Below are 19,870 nucleotides of genomic sequence, written 5' to 3' on the forward strand. Positions count from 1 at the left end.
GACAATCTCCCTATTCTGCATTGATGGCATCGCCCACGGCGCGGCGCAGCGGGATAATGCCGCTGTCGAAATGGCGGGTGGGGTGTACGCGGTTGGTCAAAAGCGTCCAGGCATGGCCGCGGGTGAAATCGATCCACAGCCCGGTGCCGGTAAATCCGGTATGGCCAATGGTCTGGCTCGAACAACGTTCGCCACCTGACCAGCCTTCAAAGGGACGCTCCCAGCCATGCGTGCGGCGCGCCGAGATTGGGGTGCGGATCAGAGCATCGGAGCCGGCGGTCTTGAGCTTATCTTCGGCGAAATCGAGCACGCTGGTCACCGTGCCAAACAGGCCCGCATGGCCCGCGCCTTGCAGCGCCGAACAATTGTCGTCATGCACTTCGCCCACCAGCACGCGGTGGCGCCAATAGCAATCTTCGGTGGCCGCAGCACTATTCGGATCGGCCGACCAGGCAAAGCCCTGTCCCGGATCCTGCTCGCGAATCCATTTGCCTTCGAGCCGCTCGAGCGCGAGGCCGAGCAGGATGAAGTTGATATCCGAATAGACGGCAGGACCGGCTGGAAACTCATGCTGCAAGAGGAAGGTGCGCAGTAGGTCCGGGTCGCGGCCATAGGTATAGAGCGGGAAAACGGCCGGGTAGGGCGTTTGGTGGCCGAGGCACTGGCGGAACGTGACCTTCCGCTCCCAATTGTCGAGATTGTAATGTCGGTAGTCCGGCATGACGCTGGTTAGCGGCGCATCGAGATCGATGCAGTCCGCATCGGCCAGCGCCAACACGCGTTCGGTGGTGAACAGCACCTTGGTGAGCGATGCCAGATCGAACCAGGTATCCTCCCGCATCGGCCGGCTTATGGGCACGGTCTGGGCCAGACCCATGGCCCGGGTGGCGCGATTGCCGTTCCGGTCGACCACGCCCAGCACGCCGCCCGGAATAAGGCCGGTTTCGATCGCGGCGGCCAGGGGTGCAAAGGCGCGATCCAGTTGCGAGTTGACACGGCTCATGACGTTTCCTCTATGCGGACACGGTGATCCTTGCCAGCCTCGCGCCAACGCGACGCGGGTGGCTCATAGCCGGGCGGCCGGACCAACGAAGGGACCTGCGTCATATCGACGGCAAACCTTTGCCGGCGCCGCTCAATGGCCGGAACGGCGGCAATCAGGCGCTTGGTATAGCTGTGCTGTGGATCGGAGAGCACGGCGTGCGCCTCGCCCATTTCAACGATCTGGCCGGCAAACATTACCGCGACGCGATGGGCAATGCGTTCGACGACGGCCATATCATGGGAGATGAACAGATAGGCCAGGCCAAATTCGCGCTGCAGATCGATCAAGAGGTCGAGCACTTTGGCCTGGACCGACACGTCGAGCGCCGACACTGCCTCATCCAGCACCACCACATCGGGATTGAGCATTAGCGCCCGGGCGATGCAGAGACGTTGGCGCTGTCCACCCGAAAATTGATGCGGATAGCGGGACAGCGCATCCGCTGGCAGGCCGACGCGGTCGAGCAGGAAGGCCATGCGCTTGCGCAGCTTGTCGTTGCGCCGCTGTCCATTTGCGAGGGCGGGTTCGGCCAGCAGCGCCTCCACATTAAGGCGCGGATTGAGCGAGGCGAAGGGGTCCTGGAACACCATCTGAACCGGACGACCGGAATGACCCGAGCCAATCGTAACGGCGCCGCGCGTGCGACTGTTGAGGCCCAAAAGGGCGCGGGCGGTCGTCGACTTGCCGCAGCCGCTCTCGCCCACAATGGCCAAGGTCTCGCCCGGCACAAGGTCGAAGCTGACGCCGTCCACCGCATGGATGGCACCCTTGGGCTTCAACCAGGCCCGTCCCACCGGGAAGCGCACTACCAGATCGTCAACCGAAACGATGGGATCGTGCGCAACCGATCGCGTGCTGTCATTGCGCACCGCCTTACCAGACGTGAAATGCGGCACAGCCCGCAAAAGGTGCCTGGTATAGTCGTGCTGGGGATCATCCAATATGGCATCGGCCGCGCCCTGTTCGACCGCCAGCCCATTCTGCATGACCATGATGCGGTCGGCGATGCCGGCAACAAGCCCGATATCATGGGTGATGAAAATCATCGCCATGCCGGTCTCTTCGCGCAGCTCGGCCAAAAGGCCCATGATCTGGGCCTGCACGGTGACATCGAGGGCGGTCGTCGGCTCGTCGGCTATAAGCAGGCGCGGGCTGGCGGCCAGGGCCATGGCGATCATGATACGTTGTCGCATGCCGCCCGAAAGCTGGTGCGGGTAATAGCCGAGGCGCGAATGCGCATCGGGAATGCGGACCCGGGCCAGTACATCGAGAGTTGCGGAATGCGCCTGCGTCCCGGTTAGCCCTTTGGAGAGACGGAACGCCTCCTCAATCTGTGCGCCCACGGTGTGCACCGGGTTGAGCGAGGTCATGGGTTCCTGAAAGATCATGCCGATATCGCGGCCCCGAATGCCCAGCATGGTCTTTTCGTTCGCCTTCGCGACATCGAGCGCAGTTCCATCGGAACGGGTGAGGTGGATCGCGCCACCGGTAATGCGCCCGCCACCGAAATCGACGAGGCGGTTGACCGAAAGCGCCGTGACGGACTTGCCCGAACCGCTTTCCCCGACAATGGCGAGCGTCTCGCCGGCGGCTAGGTCGAAGCTGACACCCCTGACCACTTCATTGGCCTCTGGGTCCCGGCCGAAGCTGACCCTGAGATCGCGGACGGAAAGCAGTTCGGTCATGCTTCCCTCCTCTGGGTACGCGGGTCGAGAATATCCCTGAGCGCGTCACCGGTCAGGTTGAAGCCGAGAATACCCAGCATGATGGTCAGCGCCGGAAAGGCCATCAGCCAGGGCGCGTGCTGCATGAGGTTGCGGCTTTCTGCCAGCATCAGGCCCAACGAGGGCGTCGGCGGCTGCGTGCCCAGACCCAGGAAGGAAAGACCTGCTTCGGTAAGCAGCGCCCAGGCCAGGGCGAGCGTGACCTGTACGGCCAGCGGCGCCACCAGGTTCAGCAGCAAATGCCGGGTCAGCACATAGAATTGCGAGCTGCCAAAGGTGCGAGCGGCATCGACGAAATCGCGCTGCTTGAGCGAGAGCGCCGGGCCGCGCACCACGCGCGCAAAGATGGGCGTGTAGACAATGGCGATGGCGGCCACGCTGGTCATGGTGCCGGGGCCGACAATGGCAATGATCAGGAGGGCTAGAAGGATCGCCGGGAAGGCTAGCAGCACATCCATGACCCGCATGAAGATGCCATCCCAGATGCCGCCCCACCAGGCTGAGAGGAGGCCGATAACGGTGCCAGCCAGAGTGGCGATGGCCACCGAGGCAAAGGCGATCAACATCGATTGCCTTATACCCACCATCAGGCGGCTCAGGGCATCGCGGCCCAGAAGGTCCGTGCCGAACCAATAGGTCTGGCTGGGCGGCTTCAGCCGGTCGATGGCGAAGAGTTTCAACGGATCATGCGGGGTGAGGCCCAGCGTGCCCATAATGGCCGCGATGAGATAAAGCCCGATGATGAGGAGGCCAATGCGCCCAGAGGGGTGGTGGAACAGCGATGACAGCAATTTGCCCATCAGCGCCTCCCGATCCGGATGCGCGGGTCAAGGGCGACATAGGCGAGGTCCACGAGCAGGTTCACCACAAGGAAGTTAAAGGCAATGAACAGCACCGTGCCCTGCACCAGCGCATAGTCGCGCTGGGTGATGGCATCGAGCACGAGCCGTCCCAGACCGGGCAGGGCGAAGATTTGTTCGACGATGACGGCACCGCCGAGCAGATAGCCGAATTCGACGCCCGACAGCGTCACCACCGGAATGAGTGCGTTGGGCAGCGCATGGTGCCAGATCACGCTCATCGGCCTCGCGCCCTTGGACCGGGCGGTGCGAACATAATCGTCGCTCAAGACGTCGAGCATGGCCGAGCGCGAAATACGCGTCACCGAGGCGGCAAAGGCAAAGCCCAGCGTAACGGCTGGGAAGATCAATTGCCCGAAACTGGCTAGGGGATCGACAAAAAGCGGCGTGAACGTGCCCATGGCCGGCACGAAGCCGAAAAACACCGACAGCACATAGATGATGAGAATGCCCACGACAAAATTGGGCGTCGACTGGCCCAGCATGGCCAGAACGCGCACGACAAGGTCGCTGGGCCGTTCGTTGCGTGAAGCGGCTAGGACGCCCAGCGGCACGCCGATGCTGAGCGCGATTACCATGGACATCAGCGAAAGCTGTAGGGTGAGCGGGAAGCGCTCGAGGATCACGGTCAGCACCGGTTTGCCATAGATCGAGGAAATCCCGAGATCGCCCTGGAACAGGCCGGTCAGCCAGCGCAGATATTGCGCCCAGACGGGTTGGTCGATGCCGAAATAGGCGGCCAGCGCATCCCTTTGCGCCGGGGTCAAAAGGCCCGCTTCGGTTCCCAGCATGGCGGTGATGGCATCGCCCGGCACCAGCCTTATGGCGACAAAAACCAGAATGGAAACGCCGAGAAGGATCAGCGGGAAGGTCAGCAAGCGCTGAACCACATAACTCATGGGACGTGATCCACTTGAGAGGACCGGCCAAACATGGCCGGTCCCGACATTGCCAGGCTTACTCTACCGAAACATTGACCAGGCCGAACAGCGTGCCAGTCGGCGAGGGTTCGAAGCCGGAAACGCTCTTGAGCTGGGCCGTATAGCTATAGCCGGTCGAGAGCCACAGCCAGGGCGACTGCTCGGCCAGGCGGCTTTCGAAGGCCTGGAAAATTTCCACCCGCTTGGCCGGATCGGTCTCGGCCTGCCCCTGCTTCATCAGGCTATCCAATTCGTCATCGGGGAAGTTGGAAACGTGGGCGAGATTGCCTTCCTTGGTGAAGTAGCGGTTATACATCGGATAGGGGTCCGGGCGGCCGCCATTCTGGGCCACGGCCATGTCGAAATCGCCCTTGAGCCAGGCATCGACATAGACATTGAGTTCCATCATCTCGATTTCGAGTTCGACACCGATTTCGGCCAGCTGGGCCTGCAGCACCTGCGCTTCGGAGGCGGCGACCGGCGGCTCGCCAGTAGCAGCGATCACCTTGGCCGAGAAGCCGTCAACGCCCGACTCCGCCATCAGCGCCTTGGCCTTTTCCAGGTCCTGTTCATAGCAGAACAGGTTTGCCGGATCCTGCGCAAAGGCAGGCATGGTCAAGGGGCCGGTCACCTTGCCTTCCCCGGCCAGCGCCGCATCGATAATGGCCTGGCGGTCGATGGCACAGCTCATGGCCTGGCGCACCTTGAGATTGTCCATAGGCGGACGCGAGGGATTGAGCTGCAGGACATTATAGGCCAGCACGCCGACGCGATTGAGCTCGAGATTGGCCTCCATGGGCACCAGGGTTGCCACCAGCGGATCGTTGAGCAGGGCAAAGTCGGTCTGGCCAGCGCGCAGCGAAGCCAGGATCGCCATTTCGTCGGGCAGAACCGAAATTGTGATGCCATCAATGGCAAGATCGCCACCGGCCCAATTGTCGTTGGCGCTCAGCACTTCGCGTGCATTGGGCTCCCAACTTTCGAGCACGAAGGGACCCGAACCAACGGCTTCGGTACCGATCGTGCCAGCCTCGATTTCCGAGGCCGGCACCACCGCGGCATTGATCGTGGCCATGGCGACCAGGATCGGCACATCGGCGGTCGAAAGATTGAAGACGACGGTGGCCTCGTCCGGCGTGTCGATGCTTTCGATCGAGAGGAAGTTCGAACGGGCGGCCGCCGAGGTTTCCTCGTCGAGCAGGCGCTCGAATGACGCCTTGACGTCGGCCGAGGTCACCGTCTCACCGTTGGAGAATTTGGCATTGGGATCGAGCGAGAAGGTTAGCGTCTTCGCGTCATCGGCAAATTCCCAGCTCGTGGCGATGGCCGGTACCACATTGAGATCGGCATCAAGGCGCACCAGCGGCTCATAGATGAGCTCGAGCAGGCGCAGCGAGGAGAAGGCCGTCTGCTTGTGCGGATCTAGGCCGGTGGCGTCCTGCGACCAGGCCATGCGCAGTTCCGCGGCCTGAACCTGCAGCGCGGACGAAATCGATGTCAGGGCCGTTGCGACTGCCAGGCCGGCAAGGAGCTTTTTGGGTGAAAACTGGATCATGGATGTTCCCTCATTGTTGAGCCGGCTCCGTTTGCGGGGCCCGTGCCGAGGTCGTCAGCGGCCTGGCCGTACCCTTGCTGGCGCAGGCCCTTTCGCACCAACCTCTTAATCTGAACCTATGAACTCCCGGTCCAGGCTGTCAATAATTTTCATGGTTGATGTTGTCTCTGAACTTTTGTTTCAATGGGCGAACGGAACCGGTTCGGATAGGGTCGCGCCGATTTGCGGCCCCGTCACGGGTAAAGCGGGCCGAAAGGGGAGCGCTTTTGGGCATACAATCGACGATCGAGGCTTCGGGCGACAAGTTCACGCCCGCAATGCAGCGGGTAGCCGCGGTCATTCGCGACCAGCCCCGCATTGTGCTCGACCAGACCATTTCCGAGCTGGCCGATAGCTGCGGCACCTCGGTCGCCTCCGTGGTCCGGTTTTGCCGGGCATTGGGGCTCTCAGGCTATGCGCAATTGCGCATGTCGCTCGCCACCGAACTGGGCAAGGAAGCCGCTCAATTCGGCACGGACCTGATCCTGGGGGCGGAAATCGCCCGGTCCGATACCCTCCAGGAAATGGCTTCAAAAGTGGCCTCGCTCGAAATTCTGGCCATCGACGAGACTGTGTCCGGCCTCGACTATGGCGCCCTTGAGCGGGTGGTGGCGGCGGTCGACGAGGCCGAGCGCATCCTGCTTTTTGGCATCGGCGCCAGCCAGTTCGTCGCCCAGGATCTACATCACAAGCTCTTCCGCATTGGCCGTAATGCCTTTCTTCTGGCCGACCCGCACGAAGCCTGGACAGCGGCCCTGCTATCGCCACCCGGCACGGTCGCGCTCGGGTTTTCGCATTCCGGCACCACGGCCGATACGGTGCGCTTTCTCGAAATCGCACGCGAGGCCGGCGCTATGACCGTTGCCCTGACGGGATCGCCGCAATCGCCCCTGGCCCTCGCCGCAGACGAGCAATTGGTCAGCCGGGCACGCGAAAGCCGGCTGCGCGCCGGGGCCATGGTCAGCCGCATTGCACAATTGGCCATCGTCGATTGCCTGTTTCTCGGCGTCGCCAGCCAGCGCTATGAGCAGACGGTGGACGCGCTCAAGCGCACGCGGGACGTAACGCATCCGAAGTAATCAGCTGCCCCAGAGCGGCGACGCACCGGTCTCAATCATACCTCCGCTATAGGTCAACCCACCGGTCCGGTCCTGGGCGAGGAGCAGCGGGCCATCGAGGTCGACCCAGCGCGCCCGCGCCGCCAGCAACCGCGTCGGCAGCATGGAGAGCGAAGTGCTGACCATGCAGCCCACCATAATGGAAAGCCCCAATTCTTCGGCGCGCCTGGCGACAGCGAGCGCCTCGGTCAAGCCGCCGGTCTTGTCGAGCTTGATATTGATTGCGTCATAGCGCCCGACGAGGTGTTCAAGGCCGTCAAGGGCATGGACGCTTTCATCGGCGCAGACGGGTACGGGCCGTTTGAGGCCCGCCAAAGCGGCGTCGGACCCGGCGGGCAGGGGCTGCTCAATCAATTCGACACGGCAATGGCGGCAAATGTCGAACAGGACCGGCAGGTCGTCGGTATGCCAGCCTTCATTGGCATCGATGATGAGACGGGCATTGGGTGCGGCCGCGCGAACAGCACCCAGCCGTTCGGCATCGCCCGGGGCGCCGAGTTTGATCTTGAGCAGCGGCAGATGCGATGCTTTGGCCGCCGCATCGGCCATGGCATCGGGTGAACCCAGGCTAATGGTAACGGCCGTCTCGATGCGCTTGGGCAGGGTGAGGCCGGCCAATGTCGCAACAGACTTGCCGGCCAGCCTGGCCTCCAGATCCCAGAAGGCGCAATCGAGCGCATTGCGCGCGGCGCCGGGTGGCAAGGCCTGCTGCAAGTCATGCCGCGTCATGCCCGAGGCAATTGCAGGTGCCAGGGCCTGAATGGCGGCCAGCGTGGCTTCCGGCGTTTCGCCATAGCGCGCATAGGGCACGCATTCCCCAAATCCGACCTCGCCATTCCGTTCCAGCCGGACGCTGACCACAACGGCCTCATTCTTGCTACCGCGCGCAATGGTGAAATTGCCGGCAATCGGAAAACGCTCAATGGCGGCAGCAAGCTGGGTCGTCATGATTTGGCTCAGGCCGGTATGGGACGGAAGAAATGATTCTCGCCGACCTGGCTGATTTGGGTCTGCGGCAGGGCTGACTGGGCGCGGATCTCGTCGATCCGGCCCAGCTCGTCGGCAAAGCGCACATCATCGAAGCGCCGGTCCGGATCAGGCACGGCTGAGAGGAGAAGCCGCGTATAGGGATGGCGCGGATCGTCGAGCACCTTGTCGACCGCGCCCCATTCCACGATCTGTCCGGCATACATGACCATGATGTCGTCGGCGACATAGCGTGCGGTGGCAATGTCGTGGGTGATGTAGAGCAGGGCCAGGCGCAGCTCGGTTTTCATGTCGTTGAGCAGATTGAGAATGCCCTGGCGCACCGAAACGTCGAGCATCGAGGTCGGCTCATCCGCGACAATGACCTCTGGGTTCACGGCCAGCGCTCGGGCTATGGAAATGCGCTGGCGTTGGCCGCCGGACAGTTCATGAGGAAACTTGCTCATCATCTGCCCCGGATCGAGTCTTACGCGCTTGAGCAGGACCTCGATGGCCGTCTGGCGCTGGCCCTTGTCGAGCGCCGGCTGATGCAGGCGCAGCGGGCGCTCGAGATGATAGCGGATCGTATGGGTCGGATTGAGCGCTGCGAACGGGTCCTGGAATACCATTTGCACGGCCGAGCGATAGGCCTTGAGGGTGCGCGCATCGGCCTTGCCCAACGGCGCGCCCTTGAACAGCAACCGGCCTTCATCGGGTGCGTATTCGCGCATGATCAGACGCGCCGCCGTGGTCTTACCCGAGCCGGACTCGCCGACCAGGGCCAGCGTGCGCCCGGGATGCAGCGCAAAACTCACCGAACGGGCCGCATAGACCGGCTTGTCGGCCCGGCCGAAGACCTTCGAAACAGTATCGAGGGCGAGAATGGGTTCACTGATCATGTCATTCATGGCGCGATCTCCAGACGGGTCTGTTCGCCATGGAGCTTGGGCATCGAGGCCCAGAGGCGTTTGGTATAGGCGTGCTGGGGCTGGCGATAGATGGTCTGGGCGTCATTAACCTCGACCAGTTCGCCGTCGAGCATGATGCCGATGCGGTCGCTGACCTGCACCATCAGCCCCAGATCATGGGTGATGAACAGCGCCGAAAAGCCAAGCTGGCGCCGCAGCACGTCGATGCGCTGCAGGATTTCGCGCTGCACCACCACGTCAAGCGCCGTGGTCGGTTCGTCCATGATCAGCAGCTTGGGTTTGAGCGCCAGGCAGATGGCGATGACGATGCGCTGCCGCATGCCGCCCGAGCATTGATGCGGATAGGAGTCCAGTCGCTCTGGTGCAATATCGACCAGCTTAAGGAGTTCCGAGGCCCGCGCCCGGGCCTCGGCGCGGCTAATCCGGCCATGGGCTTTAAGGACATCAAAAAACTGCCGCTCGATGGTTAGCACCGGATTGAGCGAATTCATGGCGCTCTGGAACACCATGGCCACTTCTCGCCAGCGGAACTTGCGCAGCGCTTCGTCATCGAGTTCCAGGACATTGCGGCCATTGACAATAATCTGGCTGCCCGTGCGGATCAGCGCCGGCGGCCGGTGCAGCCGCGAAATGGCAAAGGCAATGGTCGACTTGCCGCAACCCGATTCCCCGGCCAGCCCAAAGAACTCACCCGGCGCAATGTCGAAGCTGACATTCTTGACGGCGTGAAAATCGGCTTCGGCGCCCACATAGTCGATATCGAGACTGCGGATGGACAGAACCGGCCCGCTCATAGCTTGCCCTCCCCGAGCCGCACCATGCGGGTCCAGCGATTGAGCATGCCGCCAGTGCGCAGGCGCGGATTGGCGATCTCGTCGATGGCAAAATTAATGAGCGCCAGCCCTAGCCCCAGGAAGGCCAGGGCGAAGCAGGGCGCCAGGATATCCCACCAGGCGCCGACAGCCAGGGCCGCCGCGTTTTGCGCATTGTAGAGCATGATGCCCCAGGACACCGTATTGGGATCCCCAAGGCCTAAGAATTCCAGTGTTGCCTCGGTGATGACCGCGAAGATCACCGAACCAATGAAATTGATGCCGACAATGGAAATGAGGTTGGGGAAAATTTCGAACAGCATGATGCGCCAGCCCGGCTCGCCTAGCATTTCCGCGCTCTTGACGAAATCGCGCTGGCGGATGGACAGCGTCTCCGAACGGGTCACGCGCACGCCCCAGGCCCAGGAGGTGAGCCCCAGAATGATGGCAATGACCAGCGGGCTTGCCTGGCCGATAAAGGCCGCCAGCACCAGCAGCAGCGGCAGGTTGGGCACCACCAGCACCATATTGGTGAAGAAGTTGATGACTTCGTCGACCACCCCGCCCTTATAGCCGGCAATGATGCCCAGCACCGTGCCGATGACGGTGATAAGAAGGCCCGCCCCAAAGCCCACAGCCAGCGACACGCGCGCGCCATAGACGAGGCGCGCGAAGACATCATGGCCTAGCCGTGTCGTGCCCAGCCAATGGTCCCAGCTTGGCGCCTGGTGCGGCCGGCCGACGCGCTTGACCGGGCTATACTCGGTCAGGAGCGGCGCGAAGATCGCGACCAACACGATTATGGCGAGGATGACGCAGCCCGTCATAGCCTTCTTGTTATGCAGAAGTTGGGAGAAAAGCTTCATCGCCTCAGGCCCTTTTGAGACGCGGATCGAGCAGCACGTAGCTCAGATCAACGACAAAATTGGAGACCAGCATGGCAGCGGTCATGATCAGCAATTGCCCCTGGATGACCGGATAATCGCGCGCAATGATGGCCTGATAGAGCGTATTGCCGAGCCCGGGATAGTTGAACACCACCTCGGTCACCAGCGAGCCGCCCAGCACCGTGCCAATGGCAATGGCCAGGCTCGATACGGTGGGCAGCAGCGCATTGCGGGCCGCATACCAGAGCATGACATGATTGTCGCTGAGGCCCTTGGCGCGGGCCATGACGATATAGTCCTCGCCCAGAAGGTTGATCATATTGTTGCGCATGGTGACGGCAAAGCCGCCCATCAACACGAAGACCAGCGTCAGCATGGGCAGGGTGCCGTGATAGATGACGCTCGAAATGTATTCCCAGCTCCAGGCCGGATCGATCAGTGGATCGGCGGCATAGCCATTGGGGAACCAGCCCAGCGTATAGCCGAAGACGAACAGCATGATGAGTGACACCACGACGGCAGGCACCGAACTCGAAAAAATGGCACTCAAAGAAATGACCGAGTCGACCAGTCGTCCGCGGCGCCAAGCGGCAAAGACGCCGAGCAGGCTCCCAAGGGTGAAACTGACAAGCGTGGCAATGCCCATCAGGCCCAGGGTCCAGATCAGCGCGCGGCCCAGCAGTTCGGTGACGGGCAGCGGGAAATATTTGATCGAGCGTCCGAGATCGCCGGTGAAGACGCTTTGTAGATAAGCCAGATACTGTTCATGCAGCGGCGCGTCGATAAAGCCGAAAGTCAGCTTGAGCGCGTTGAGGTTTTCAAGGCTCAGTTCCGAGCCAGCGCTGGCGAACATGATCTGGATCGGATCGCCGGGCATCAGCCTGGGCAGGAAGAAATTGATGGTCGCGGCAACCAGAAACGCCGCCAGATAGAACGCCAGTCGCCGCAGCAAAAAGGCCATGGTGATGTGTTCCTTTCAGAGTACCGCGAAGGCCGGGGCCGCCCCCCACCCTTGATCCCCCCACACGCGGGAGGAACACGATGAACATAGGCATCCGGTCTTGTGCCTCCCTCCCCTTGAGGGGAGGGATAGAGGGTGGGGCGGGGAGAAGCCGCAGGCGCCTTACCCCGATTTGCCCTTACTCGACCGGATCGAGATCGAGCAGCTGTAGGAGACGGGCCGGGTTGGCGTTGGAGACGACCGGGGAATATTTCGGGTTGTCCGCGTCCGCCCAGCCCGTGAAGCGGCTGGTATTGTATTCGTAAAAGCTCGGGCTGTTATAGACCGGGATGATCGGCATGTTCTCGGCCACGATCATCTGGGCCTGGTCCATCACGGCCTTGGCTTCCGCCGGGTCCTTGATCTGGGTGTATTCGGCCAGCAAAGCGCTGAGCTCTTCATTTTCCCAATGCGGCGCGGTGAAGCGCGACTTGCCGAAATCGTTCGGGTTGAACGAGCGGATATAGGGGAAATAGGGATTGGCCGCCGATGCCAGGGCATTGAGCGTCATCGAGTAGTCGCCCGCGATCAGGCCCGAGGTCCACACCGCCGCTTCCGGGGTGCTCATCTTCACATTGAGCCCGGCTTCACTGAGGCTTTCCATGGCGATCTGCACCGCATCGATCCAGTCGGTCCAGCCATTGGGCACCATGATGTCGATAGCGATCGGGGTGCCATCGGGGTTGTCGCGGAACCCGTCGCCATCGGCGTCGACATAGCCGCTCTCATCGAGCAGTGCCGTGCCGGCCTCTAGGTCGAACTGGCCATATTGGCCATATTCTGCATCGGCCTCGGGATTGGCGAAGGAGGCGTAGAGTTCGCCCAGGGATGCCGGGTCGTCATTGACCAGCGGGTAGCCATAGCCGGCAATATCCACAATGGTCTGTCGGTCGATCAGCATCGAGAGCGCACGGCGGAAGTTCACATCATTGAACGCCTTGCGATTGTTCTCGTCCGGGGTGACCATGCTGACCTGGAACGAGACCAGGCTCGACGGAGTGAACCAGTATTTGTGGTGCTCGGGGTCCTTGGCGACAAAGGTGTTGTCGATATCGGGAATGAAGCTGGTGGCCCAATCCAGCGTGCCATCGGCCAGGGCGGACAGCACCTGCGGATTGTCGGCAAGCTGCGGCATGCGCAGGCAGTCGACCTTGAGATTGTCCGCGTCCCAATAATGCGGGTTGCGGCACTGCTCATAGACCTGCGGGGTGAAACGGGTGATCTCGGTCATCGGACCCGACCCCACCGGCTCTTCATTGGCAAATGTGACGGGGTCTTCAATCTCGGCCCAGACATGCTCGGGAATAATCGGCATGCCCACAATGGTATTGGCGATCAGCGAATTGGCTTCCTTGAGATGGAAGGTGACCGTGCGATCATCGACCTTTTCCACGCTCTCGAGCTGTGCACCCACAGAGATGAAATCAAGCGCCGGGAATTTGGCGATGTAGTCATAGGTAAAGGTCACATCGTCGGCCGTCAGGGCCTCGCCATCCGACCATTTCAGGCCTTCACGCAGGACGAAGGTGATGGACTTGAGATCGTCGGCTAGCTCAAAACTTTCCGCCAGGCGGAAATGGGGTTCATTGCCCTTGAGGCGGTTGAACACCACCAGCGGCTCATACATGAAATCGAGCGTCGTATAGCGCGCCGAGGTTTGGCCGAACGGGTTGAAATTGCGCACGAAGGTGGTGGTCTGCTCGGACACCAACGTCAGAACATTGCCGCTGTCTTGGGCCTGTGTCGGTGCCGCAGCCATTAGGCCCAGCACGGACACGGCTGTGATCCACGATGTCTTGGTCATTGTGAAAGTCTCTCCTTGCTAAGAGGCCCGCCCTCAGGCGAAGCCATTCTCCCTGAAAATCCCCTCGACCTCGGCATGCAGCGCCTGCACGTCGTGGCGATGCGTCCCGAGCCGGGCTTCGGCGCGCGCGATGCGGGCGAGGCTGTCCTGCGTCAGCGGTCGTGCCGCCTTGGCCGCCGCCTCACTGGCGGTCAGATCGCCCTGGCTGTGCAGGGCAATGTCGTAGCCGGCGTCGAGCGCAGCGCGCACTCGCTCCGGCCATGTGCCTGAAAGCGCCTCCATGGTGAGGCAGTCGGTAATAATCACACCATCAAAGCCGAGCTCGCGTCGGATCATCTCGCAGACCGCGGGCGACACCGAGGCAGGTCGGTCCTTGTCGATCTGCGTGAAAATGAGATGCGCAACCATCGCCCAGGGCGCATCCTTGAGCGCCACGAACGGCCTGAAATCGCTGCCCGTCATGTCTTCGACACTGGCATCGACCACCGGGCAGTCGAAATGCGGGTCAACATTGACCCGTCCGTAGCCGGGAATGTGCTTGAAGATGGGCATCGACCCCACTTCGAGCATGGCATCCACCACCACCTGGCCCAGTGCAATGACCAGGTCGGGATCGTCGCCGAACGAGCGGTTGCCGATGACATTATGGGTGCCGGGGCGGGCGAGGTCGACCACCGGGGTCGTGCCGCTGCCCAGGCTCAGATCGCTGAGCATAGTGCCCATGGCCAAGGTCGAGAGCCGGAGCGCATGCTTTCCCGCCTCAAGCTCCTTGCGCGCCAGAGCGCCGAATTCGCCCAGCGCGCGGAACAACGGCCAATTGCCATTGTCGAGGCGCTGCACGCGGCCGCCTTCCTGGTCGATATAGACCGGCGCGTCCTCGCGTCCGACCGCCTCCTTGAATTGCGCGACCAGTCGCTTGATCTGCGCGGGATTGTCCAGATTGCGTTTGAAGAGGAACAGGCCGAATGGATTGGTTTCCCGGAAGAAGGCAATCTCGGATGGCGAGAGCTCAAGCCCTGGCATGCCGACGAAAAGTGCGAGTGGCGTAGACGGCATTATGATTTGTCCTCGGGCCGCGACAGGATGCGCAATAGGCCCTGATAGATGTCTTCCTGGTCGGACGGGATCGGCATGGCGCCGGCCGCATTGACGTAAAAGTCCACCGGCCCGGCCGAGCCGACAATGGCATAGGCATAGCCCTGCGCCTTCATGGTCATCAGTGTGTGATAGAACAGCGTCAGACCAAGGCCCTTTCCGCGCTGGTCCGCCGAAACGCCGGTGGGTCCGAAAAAGCCGCGTGCCGTCGCGTCATAACAGGCAAAGCCGACCAACTGCCCGTCAACAATGGCAATCAGGCAGCCCGGCGGCTGGTGTGCCATGGCCACGCTGACTTCGCTGACCCAATATTCGGAAAAGTGCTCTCGCACCCAATCCTTGATGATGTGCTGCTCAGGGGGCAGGGCGACGCGGATGGTGGCGGACACCGCCCTGGCCCGTTCACCGAGCGCGTCCATCTTCCGGCTATAGAGATTGACCAGCAGATCCATGGCGTTTGCTTATCCGGCCGCGCGGGGCTGGCGCTGGGCCGCGGCCCGCCGCAGGAAGCCATCAGCATCGCGCAAGGCTATTTCACCCTCCGCCGCATCCATGCCCGTCAGCGCCATGAGAATGGCCAGCTTCACATTGTTATTGCTGGCGGCAAGAAAGCCTTCGGCCTCTTCCGCCGAACAATCGGCGACCTCGATCAGAATGCGTGTGGCGCGCGCGGCCAGCTTTTCATTGCTGACCGACAGATCGACCATGAGGTTCTCATAGGACTTGCCGATGCGGATCATACTGGCCGTGGTCAGCATGTTGAGCACCAGCTTTTGCGCCGTGCCCGATTTAAGCCGCGTCGAGCCCGTCAGGGCCTCCGGGCCGACCAGCGGCGAAATGGCGATATCGGCCATTTTGGCGATGGCGGAATCTGGATTGCAGGAGAGGGCCACGGCAACGGCTCCAACGCTCTTTGCATAGTCGAGCCCACCAATCACGTAGGGGGTCCGGCCGCTGACGGCGATGCCGACCACGACGTCCCGGGCCGCAAGATTGACCTTTACGAGGTCGTTTCGACCCTCCTCGCGCGAATCTTCGGCTCCCTCGATCGGGTGGCGCAGGGCCCGGTCGCCGCCGGCGATCAGGCCGACCACCATGCCTTCGGGGACGCCGAAGGTCGGCGGACACTCCGACGCGTCAAGCACCCCCAGTCGCCCGCTTGTGCCAGCGCCCATATAGATGAGCCGGCCTCCGGCCTTGAAGGCCTCCACAATGCAGTCAACGGTGGCGGCAACCTCGGGCAGAATCTTATTCACGGCTTGCGCGACTAGCGTATCCTCCGTGTTCATTGCTGCGACAATCTCCGCCGACGACATCAGGTCGATCTGCATCGTGCGAGGATTGCGGGCTTCGGAAACGAGCTGTTCCAGCTCGGCCATGAGGGTGGTTTTTGCCATTATGCCTATGCTCAAGTTCCGACCGGATGCTAGAAGCGAATATTCCGACTGTCAACGCAATCCGGAATATTGTATTCCATATTTCATGCCACGCTTGGGGCATGGCCGGTGGCATGCCGGCGGGGGTGGGTAGAAGCATGTTGCAATTTGGAGGGGGTCGGCTTTAGTCCTCGAACATATGAGGCGGGTGGGCCGGCGGCACGGGAACATAGATGTCGATATTGAAAGTCCTGAGCGCCAAGCTCGACACCATGACCCAGGCCGATCGCCAGATCGCCCAGTTCATTATCGACCACCCCGAGCAGATGCTCACCCTCTCCTCGGCGGCGCTTGCCGAGGCCACCGGCCGCAGCCAGTCCAGCGTGGTCAAATTCAGCCAGAAGCTGGGCTATGCCGGCTACCAGCAACTCAAGCTCGCCGTGAACAAGGCCAAGGCGCTGGAATGGCACGCACCCGGCGGCATCATTCACGGCTCGATCGATGCCAGCGACAGCTATGTCACCATCCTGCAAAAGCTGATCGGCTCCAAGCTGCTCTCGATGCGCGAGACCCTGGCCGCCAATAACGAACAGACCATCGATCTGGCGCTGGACTCCCTGGTCAATGCCCGCAAAATCCAGCTTGCCGGCGTTGGTGCCTCCTCGCTGGTGGCCAAGGATTTTTCCTATAAGCTTTTGAAGCTGGGGCGCATGGCGCTGATCGACAGCGACAGCCATATCCAGATTTCCAATGCCTCGGCGCTCAATGAGGCTGATGTGCTATTCGCGCTTTCCCATTCCGGCCGCAGCCTGGAAACGCTGCGCATCGCCGAAGTGGCCAAACAGCGCGGCGCCACGGTGATCTCAATGACAGGATTGCAGCCCAATCCATTGCTGGACCTAGCCGATATTCACCTGTTTACCTTCGCCGACGAAGAGCGGGTGCGCTCCTCGGCGATCACCTCGCGCGACGCGCAATTGATGCTGATGGACATGCTCTTCATCCTGATGATCCGCCGCCAGGCGGACGCGCATGACTTCATCCATAATTCCGAAACGGCGGTGACGGTCCTCAAGGCCTGATAGCCGGGAGCCCCTCCAGGACCCGCTTGATGAATGACGGATGAATAGCCCATAGGCGGCTTTTTCACCGATTTGCGCTCGCAGGTCGTGTAATTGGATATTCTTGACAGAAACAAAAATTGGAATTTAGTATTCCAAAACTGCGGGTCGATGGCCCGCTTGGGGAACGCCGCTGCGCGCGGGGACGGACGGAGAGAGCAATTGGCTCAACTATCGCTTCGCGGCATCAAGAAGCGCTTTCGCGAAACCGAGGTTCTGCATGGCATCGACCTCGAGATCGGTGACCGCGAATTCGTGGTTTTTGTCGGCCCCTCGGGCTGTGGCAAATCCACCCTGTTGCGCCTGATTGCCGGCCTCGACCCGATCAGCGACGGCGAATTCGTCCTCAACGGTACTCGCATGAACGATGTGGCGCCCTCGCGCCGGGGCATTGCCATGGTGTTCCAGTCCTATGCGCTTTATCCGCATATGGACGTCTATGAAAACATGGCCTTCGGCGCGCGGCTGATGGGCCTGGACAAGGCCGAGGTCGAAAAGCGCATCGCCGATGCAGCGCGCATGCTGCGGCTCGATGAATTGCTCAAGCGCCGGCCGCGCGAATTGTCCGGCGGCCAGCGCCAGCGCGTGGCTATCGGCCGGGCGCTGGTGCGCAAGCCCGATGTCTTTTTGCTCGACGAACCGCTCTCCAATCTCGATGCGGCGCTGCGCAGTGAAGTCCGCCTCGAAATTGCGCGGCTGCATCGCGAGATTGGCGGCACGATGATTTACGTGACCCATGATCAGGTCGAGGCCATGACCCTGGCCGACAAGATCGTGGTGATGAACAATGGCCGGATCGAACAGGTCGGCTCGCCGCGCGAACTCTATGAGACGCCGGCCAATACCTTTGTGGCCACCTTCATTGGCTCGCCCCGCATGACGCTGGTCGATGTCAGCCGCGACGGGGACCGTCTCGCCGTGGCCAATGGCGGTGCCGTGATCACGGGTGCATTGCCCGAGGCGCAGAACCTCAAGTTGGGCCTGCGGCCCGATGCCGTGCACCTGGCCCGTGGCGCGGGCGAGGGGCTCTCGGCTCAGGTCGTATATACCGAATATCTGGGCGACAACGCCTATGTCTATGCGCGGCTCGCCGATGGCACGCTGCTTTCGGCCCGCACCACGCCCAATGATCTTTTCGCGCCGGACGAAACGGTGACCGTAACGGTCGAGCCGGGCGCCGCGCATTACTTTTCCGCCGAGGATGGCCGGCGGCTGACGCCCTGATGGCGCCGGGACAAGACCACCAAAGAGAACTCGCAAGGAGAGGGAACTCCATGAAGACCAATCTGATCCGCATCGGGACGGCACTGAGCGCCGTACTCATTGCAGCTCCGGCTTTTGCCCAGGACCTGACCCTGTGGAGCTGGCGCCAGGAAGACAAGGCTGCCTATGAGCAGTTCATCGAAACCTTCGAAGCCGCTAATCCCGGTATCACGGTGACCTTCGAAACCTTCGAAGCCACCAATTACAACACCATTCTGTCCACAGCCCTGGCCGGCGGCACCGGTCCGGACCTGGCCATGGTGCGCGCCTATGGCGGCCTCGAGAATGTGGCCTCGGCCGGTTATCTTGAGCCGCTGACCACTGAAACCGTGCCGGCCCTGGCCGATTTCTCCGCCGCCTCGCTGGCGGCGGAAAGCATGCGCTCGGACGGCCAGATCTATGCCGTGCCCTTTGCCAGCCAGACCCAGTTCGTCATCTATAATAAGGCTATTTTCGACGCCAATGGTCTCGAAGAGCCGCAGAGCTGGGCCGATCTCGAGGCCCTCAGCCAGTCACTCAAGGATGCTGGCGTCATCCCCTTCGCTAATGGCACCGCCACCGCCTGGCAGAACGAGACCGTCACCTTTGGCCTCGGCTCATCGCTCATGGGCAAGGACTTCTATGAAGACTTGATCGCCGGTGAAACCGACTTCACCGACGAGCGCTTCACCTCGGCTCTTGCTGCCGTGGCCGATGTCGCCGCCGACTATTTCCCCGATGGCTTTATCGGTCTTGACTACCCGTCCGCCCAGCAGCTCTTTGCTTCGGGCTTGGCCGGCATGTTCATCGGTGGCTCGTACGAGCTGGCCAATTTCAAAAACCAGAATCCCGATATCGAACTGGGCATGTTCGCCGCGCCCGGGGAAACTGCTGAAGATGAAAAGCTGGTCGCCGTCTATTTCGATGGTGGCTATGCGGTCAATGCCGCTACGCCGAACAAGGACGCAGCGCTGACCTTCGTTAATTACCTGGCCAGCCAGGAATTCGGCCAGGCCTTCGCCAATACGCTCAACAATATTTCGACCGTGCCGGGCGTCACCTTCGATAACCCGCTTCTGGGCGAAGTGGCCGAGCTGAACCAGCATTCGATCCCCTATCTGATGCTGGCCCATTTCCGTTATGGCGAGCCCTCGGGCTCGGTGCTGATCCAGGGCGAAATGCAAAAGCTCTTTGCCGGCGAAACCACGCCCGAGGCCATTGGTGAAGTGCTCACGACGGGCCTAGCCGCATGGTACGAGCCGTTCCAGAAATAAGGCGATCTCCCTTCGCCTTGGGGGTGGCTGTCCCTGCCACCCCCGCCCTCTCTGCTGGGAAGCATATCAACGCTCATGCGTCCCCCTCCCCCTTGCGAGGAGG

At 61.8% G+C, this 19,870-nt stretch carries 18 protein-coding genes; 4 read left to right on the plus strand and 14 right to left on the minus strand.

All coding sequences use genetic code 11. The annotated features are described in order from the left end of the window. Positions 1–10: 10 nt before the first annotated feature. The 5 genes from V8Z65_RS00850 to V8Z65_RS00870 are packed head-to-tail and all read right to left on the minus strand — an operon-like array spanning position 11 to position 6,104. On the minus strand, positions 11–1,003 hold the full coding sequence (locus tag V8Z65_RS00850) for a serine hydrolase domain-containing protein (protein WP_338721917.1): 993 nt from the start codon (positions 1,001–1,003) through the stop codon (positions 11–13). Beyond that, on the minus strand, positions 1,000–2,730 hold the full coding sequence (locus V8Z65_RS00855) for an ABC transporter ATP-binding protein (RefSeq protein WP_338721918.1): 1,731 nt from the start codon (positions 2,728–2,730) through the stop codon (positions 1,000–1,002). The genes V8Z65_RS00850 and V8Z65_RS00855 overlap by 4 nt, the downstream gene beginning before the upstream one ends. Beyond that, positions 2,727–3,569, minus strand: coding sequence for an ABC transporter permease (locus V8Z65_RS00860; RefSeq protein WP_338721919.1), 843 nt, complete (start codon positions 3,567–3,569; stop codon positions 2,727–2,729). The genes V8Z65_RS00855 and V8Z65_RS00860 overlap by 4 nt, the downstream gene beginning before the upstream one ends. After that, the gene (locus V8Z65_RS00865) at positions 3,569–4,528 is read right to left on the minus strand and encodes an ABC transporter permease (protein WP_338721920.1); all 960 of its coding nucleotides are present in this window, start codon (positions 4,526–4,528) and stop codon (positions 3,569–3,571) included. The genes V8Z65_RS00860 and V8Z65_RS00865 overlap by 1 nt, the downstream gene beginning before the upstream one ends. Before the next feature lie 58 nt (positions 4,529–4,586). Further along, entirely contained in the window at positions 4,587–6,104 is a 1,518-nt protein-coding gene (locus V8Z65_RS00870; RefSeq protein WP_338721922.1) for an ABC transporter substrate-binding protein, read from the minus strand. A 266-nt stretch (positions 6,105–6,370) separates the two neighbouring features. On the opposite strand from V8Z65_RS00870, the gene V8Z65_RS00875 reads away from it, so the two are divergent. Continuing rightward, positions 6,371–7,222 carry a MurR/RpiR family transcriptional regulator gene (locus tag V8Z65_RS00875; RefSeq protein ID WP_338721923.1) on the plus strand — a complete coding sequence of 284 codons (852 nt, stop codon included), beginning with the start codon at positions 6,371–6,373 and terminating at the stop codon, positions 7,220–7,222. On the opposite strand, the gene dgcA is transcribed toward V8Z65_RS00875, so the two are convergent. The 9 genes from dgcA to murQ form a co-directional block, all read right to left on the minus strand. Continuing rightward, a complete protein-coding gene (gene dgcA / locus V8Z65_RS00880) occupies positions 7,223–8,209 on the minus strand; it encodes an N-acetyl-D-Glu racemase DgcA (RefSeq protein ID WP_338721924.1) in 987 nt (328 codons plus the stop codon). It lies immediately after the preceding gene. An 8-nt stretch (positions 8,210–8,217) separates the two neighbouring features. Continuing rightward, a complete protein-coding gene (locus V8Z65_RS00885) occupies positions 8,218–9,123 on the minus strand; it encodes an ABC transporter ATP-binding protein (protein ID WP_338724091.1) in 906 nt (301 codons plus the stop codon). A gap of 8 nt (positions 9,124–9,131) precedes the next feature. Next, positions 9,132–9,950 carry an ABC transporter ATP-binding protein gene (locus V8Z65_RS00890; protein ID WP_338721925.1) on the minus strand — a complete coding sequence of 273 codons (819 nt, stop codon included), beginning with the start codon at positions 9,948–9,950 and terminating at the stop codon, positions 9,132–9,134. Then, positions 9,947–10,834, minus strand: a complete 888-nt coding sequence (locus V8Z65_RS00895; protein ID WP_338721927.1) for an ABC transporter permease — start codon at positions 10,832–10,834, stop codon at positions 9,947–9,949. Before V8Z65_RS00895 ends, V8Z65_RS00890 begins: the two co-directional genes overlap by 4 nt. Positions 10,835–10,838: 4 nt before the next feature. Next, entirely contained in the window at positions 10,839–11,816 is a 978-nt protein-coding gene (locus tag V8Z65_RS00900; RefSeq protein ID WP_338721928.1) for an ABC transporter permease, read from the minus strand. Positions 11,817–11,994: 178 nt separating this feature from the next. Next, on the minus strand, positions 11,995–13,659 hold the full coding sequence (locus V8Z65_RS00905) for an ABC transporter substrate-binding protein (protein ID WP_338721929.1): 1,665 nt from the start codon (positions 13,657–13,659) through the stop codon (positions 11,995–11,997). A 33-nt stretch (positions 13,660–13,692) separates the two neighbouring features. After that, entirely contained in the window at positions 13,693–14,715 is a 1,023-nt protein-coding gene (locus tag V8Z65_RS00910) for a glycoside hydrolase family 3 N-terminal domain-containing protein (RefSeq protein ID WP_338721930.1), read from the minus strand. Next, positions 14,715–15,206 (minus strand): GNAT family N-acetyltransferase, encoded by a 492-nt coding sequence (locus V8Z65_RS00915; protein WP_338721931.1) that lies wholly within the window; start codon positions 15,204–15,206, stop codon positions 14,715–14,717. Before V8Z65_RS00915 ends, V8Z65_RS00910 begins: the two co-directional genes overlap by 1 nt. 9 nt (positions 15,207–15,215) lie before the next feature. Next, positions 15,216–16,151: an N-acetylmuramic acid 6-phosphate etherase gene (gene murQ, locus V8Z65_RS00920; protein ID WP_338721932.1), complete on the minus strand. Its 936-nt coding sequence runs from the start codon at positions 16,149–16,151 to the stop codon at positions 15,216–15,218. Positions 16,152–16,363: 212 nt separating this feature from the next. On the opposite strand from murQ, the gene V8Z65_RS00925 reads away from it, so the two are divergent. From V8Z65_RS00925 to V8Z65_RS00935, 3 genes are all read left to right on the plus strand, one after another. Beyond that, the gene (locus V8Z65_RS00925; RefSeq protein WP_338721934.1) at positions 16,364–17,212 is read left to right on the plus strand and encodes a MurR/RpiR family transcriptional regulator; all 849 of its coding nucleotides are present in this window, start codon (positions 16,364–16,366) and stop codon (positions 17,210–17,212) included. 201 nt (positions 17,213–17,413) lie between these two features. Beyond that, positions 17,414–18,475, plus strand: a complete 1,062-nt coding sequence (ugpC, locus tag V8Z65_RS00930) for a sn-glycerol-3-phosphate ABC transporter ATP-binding protein UgpC (protein ID WP_338721935.1) — start codon at positions 17,414–17,416, stop codon at positions 18,473–18,475. A 50-nt stretch (positions 18,476–18,525) separates the two neighbouring features. Beyond that, positions 18,526–19,767, plus strand: coding sequence for an extracellular solute-binding protein (locus V8Z65_RS00935; protein ID WP_338721937.1), 1,242 nt, complete (start codon positions 18,526–18,528; stop codon positions 19,765–19,767). Positions 19,768–19,870: the final 103 nt, after the last annotated feature.

Origin of the sequence: Devosia sp. XK-2 (assembly GCF_037113415.1) — a bacterium.
Lineage (GTDB): Bacteria > Pseudomonadota > Alphaproteobacteria > Rhizobiales > Devosiaceae > Devosia.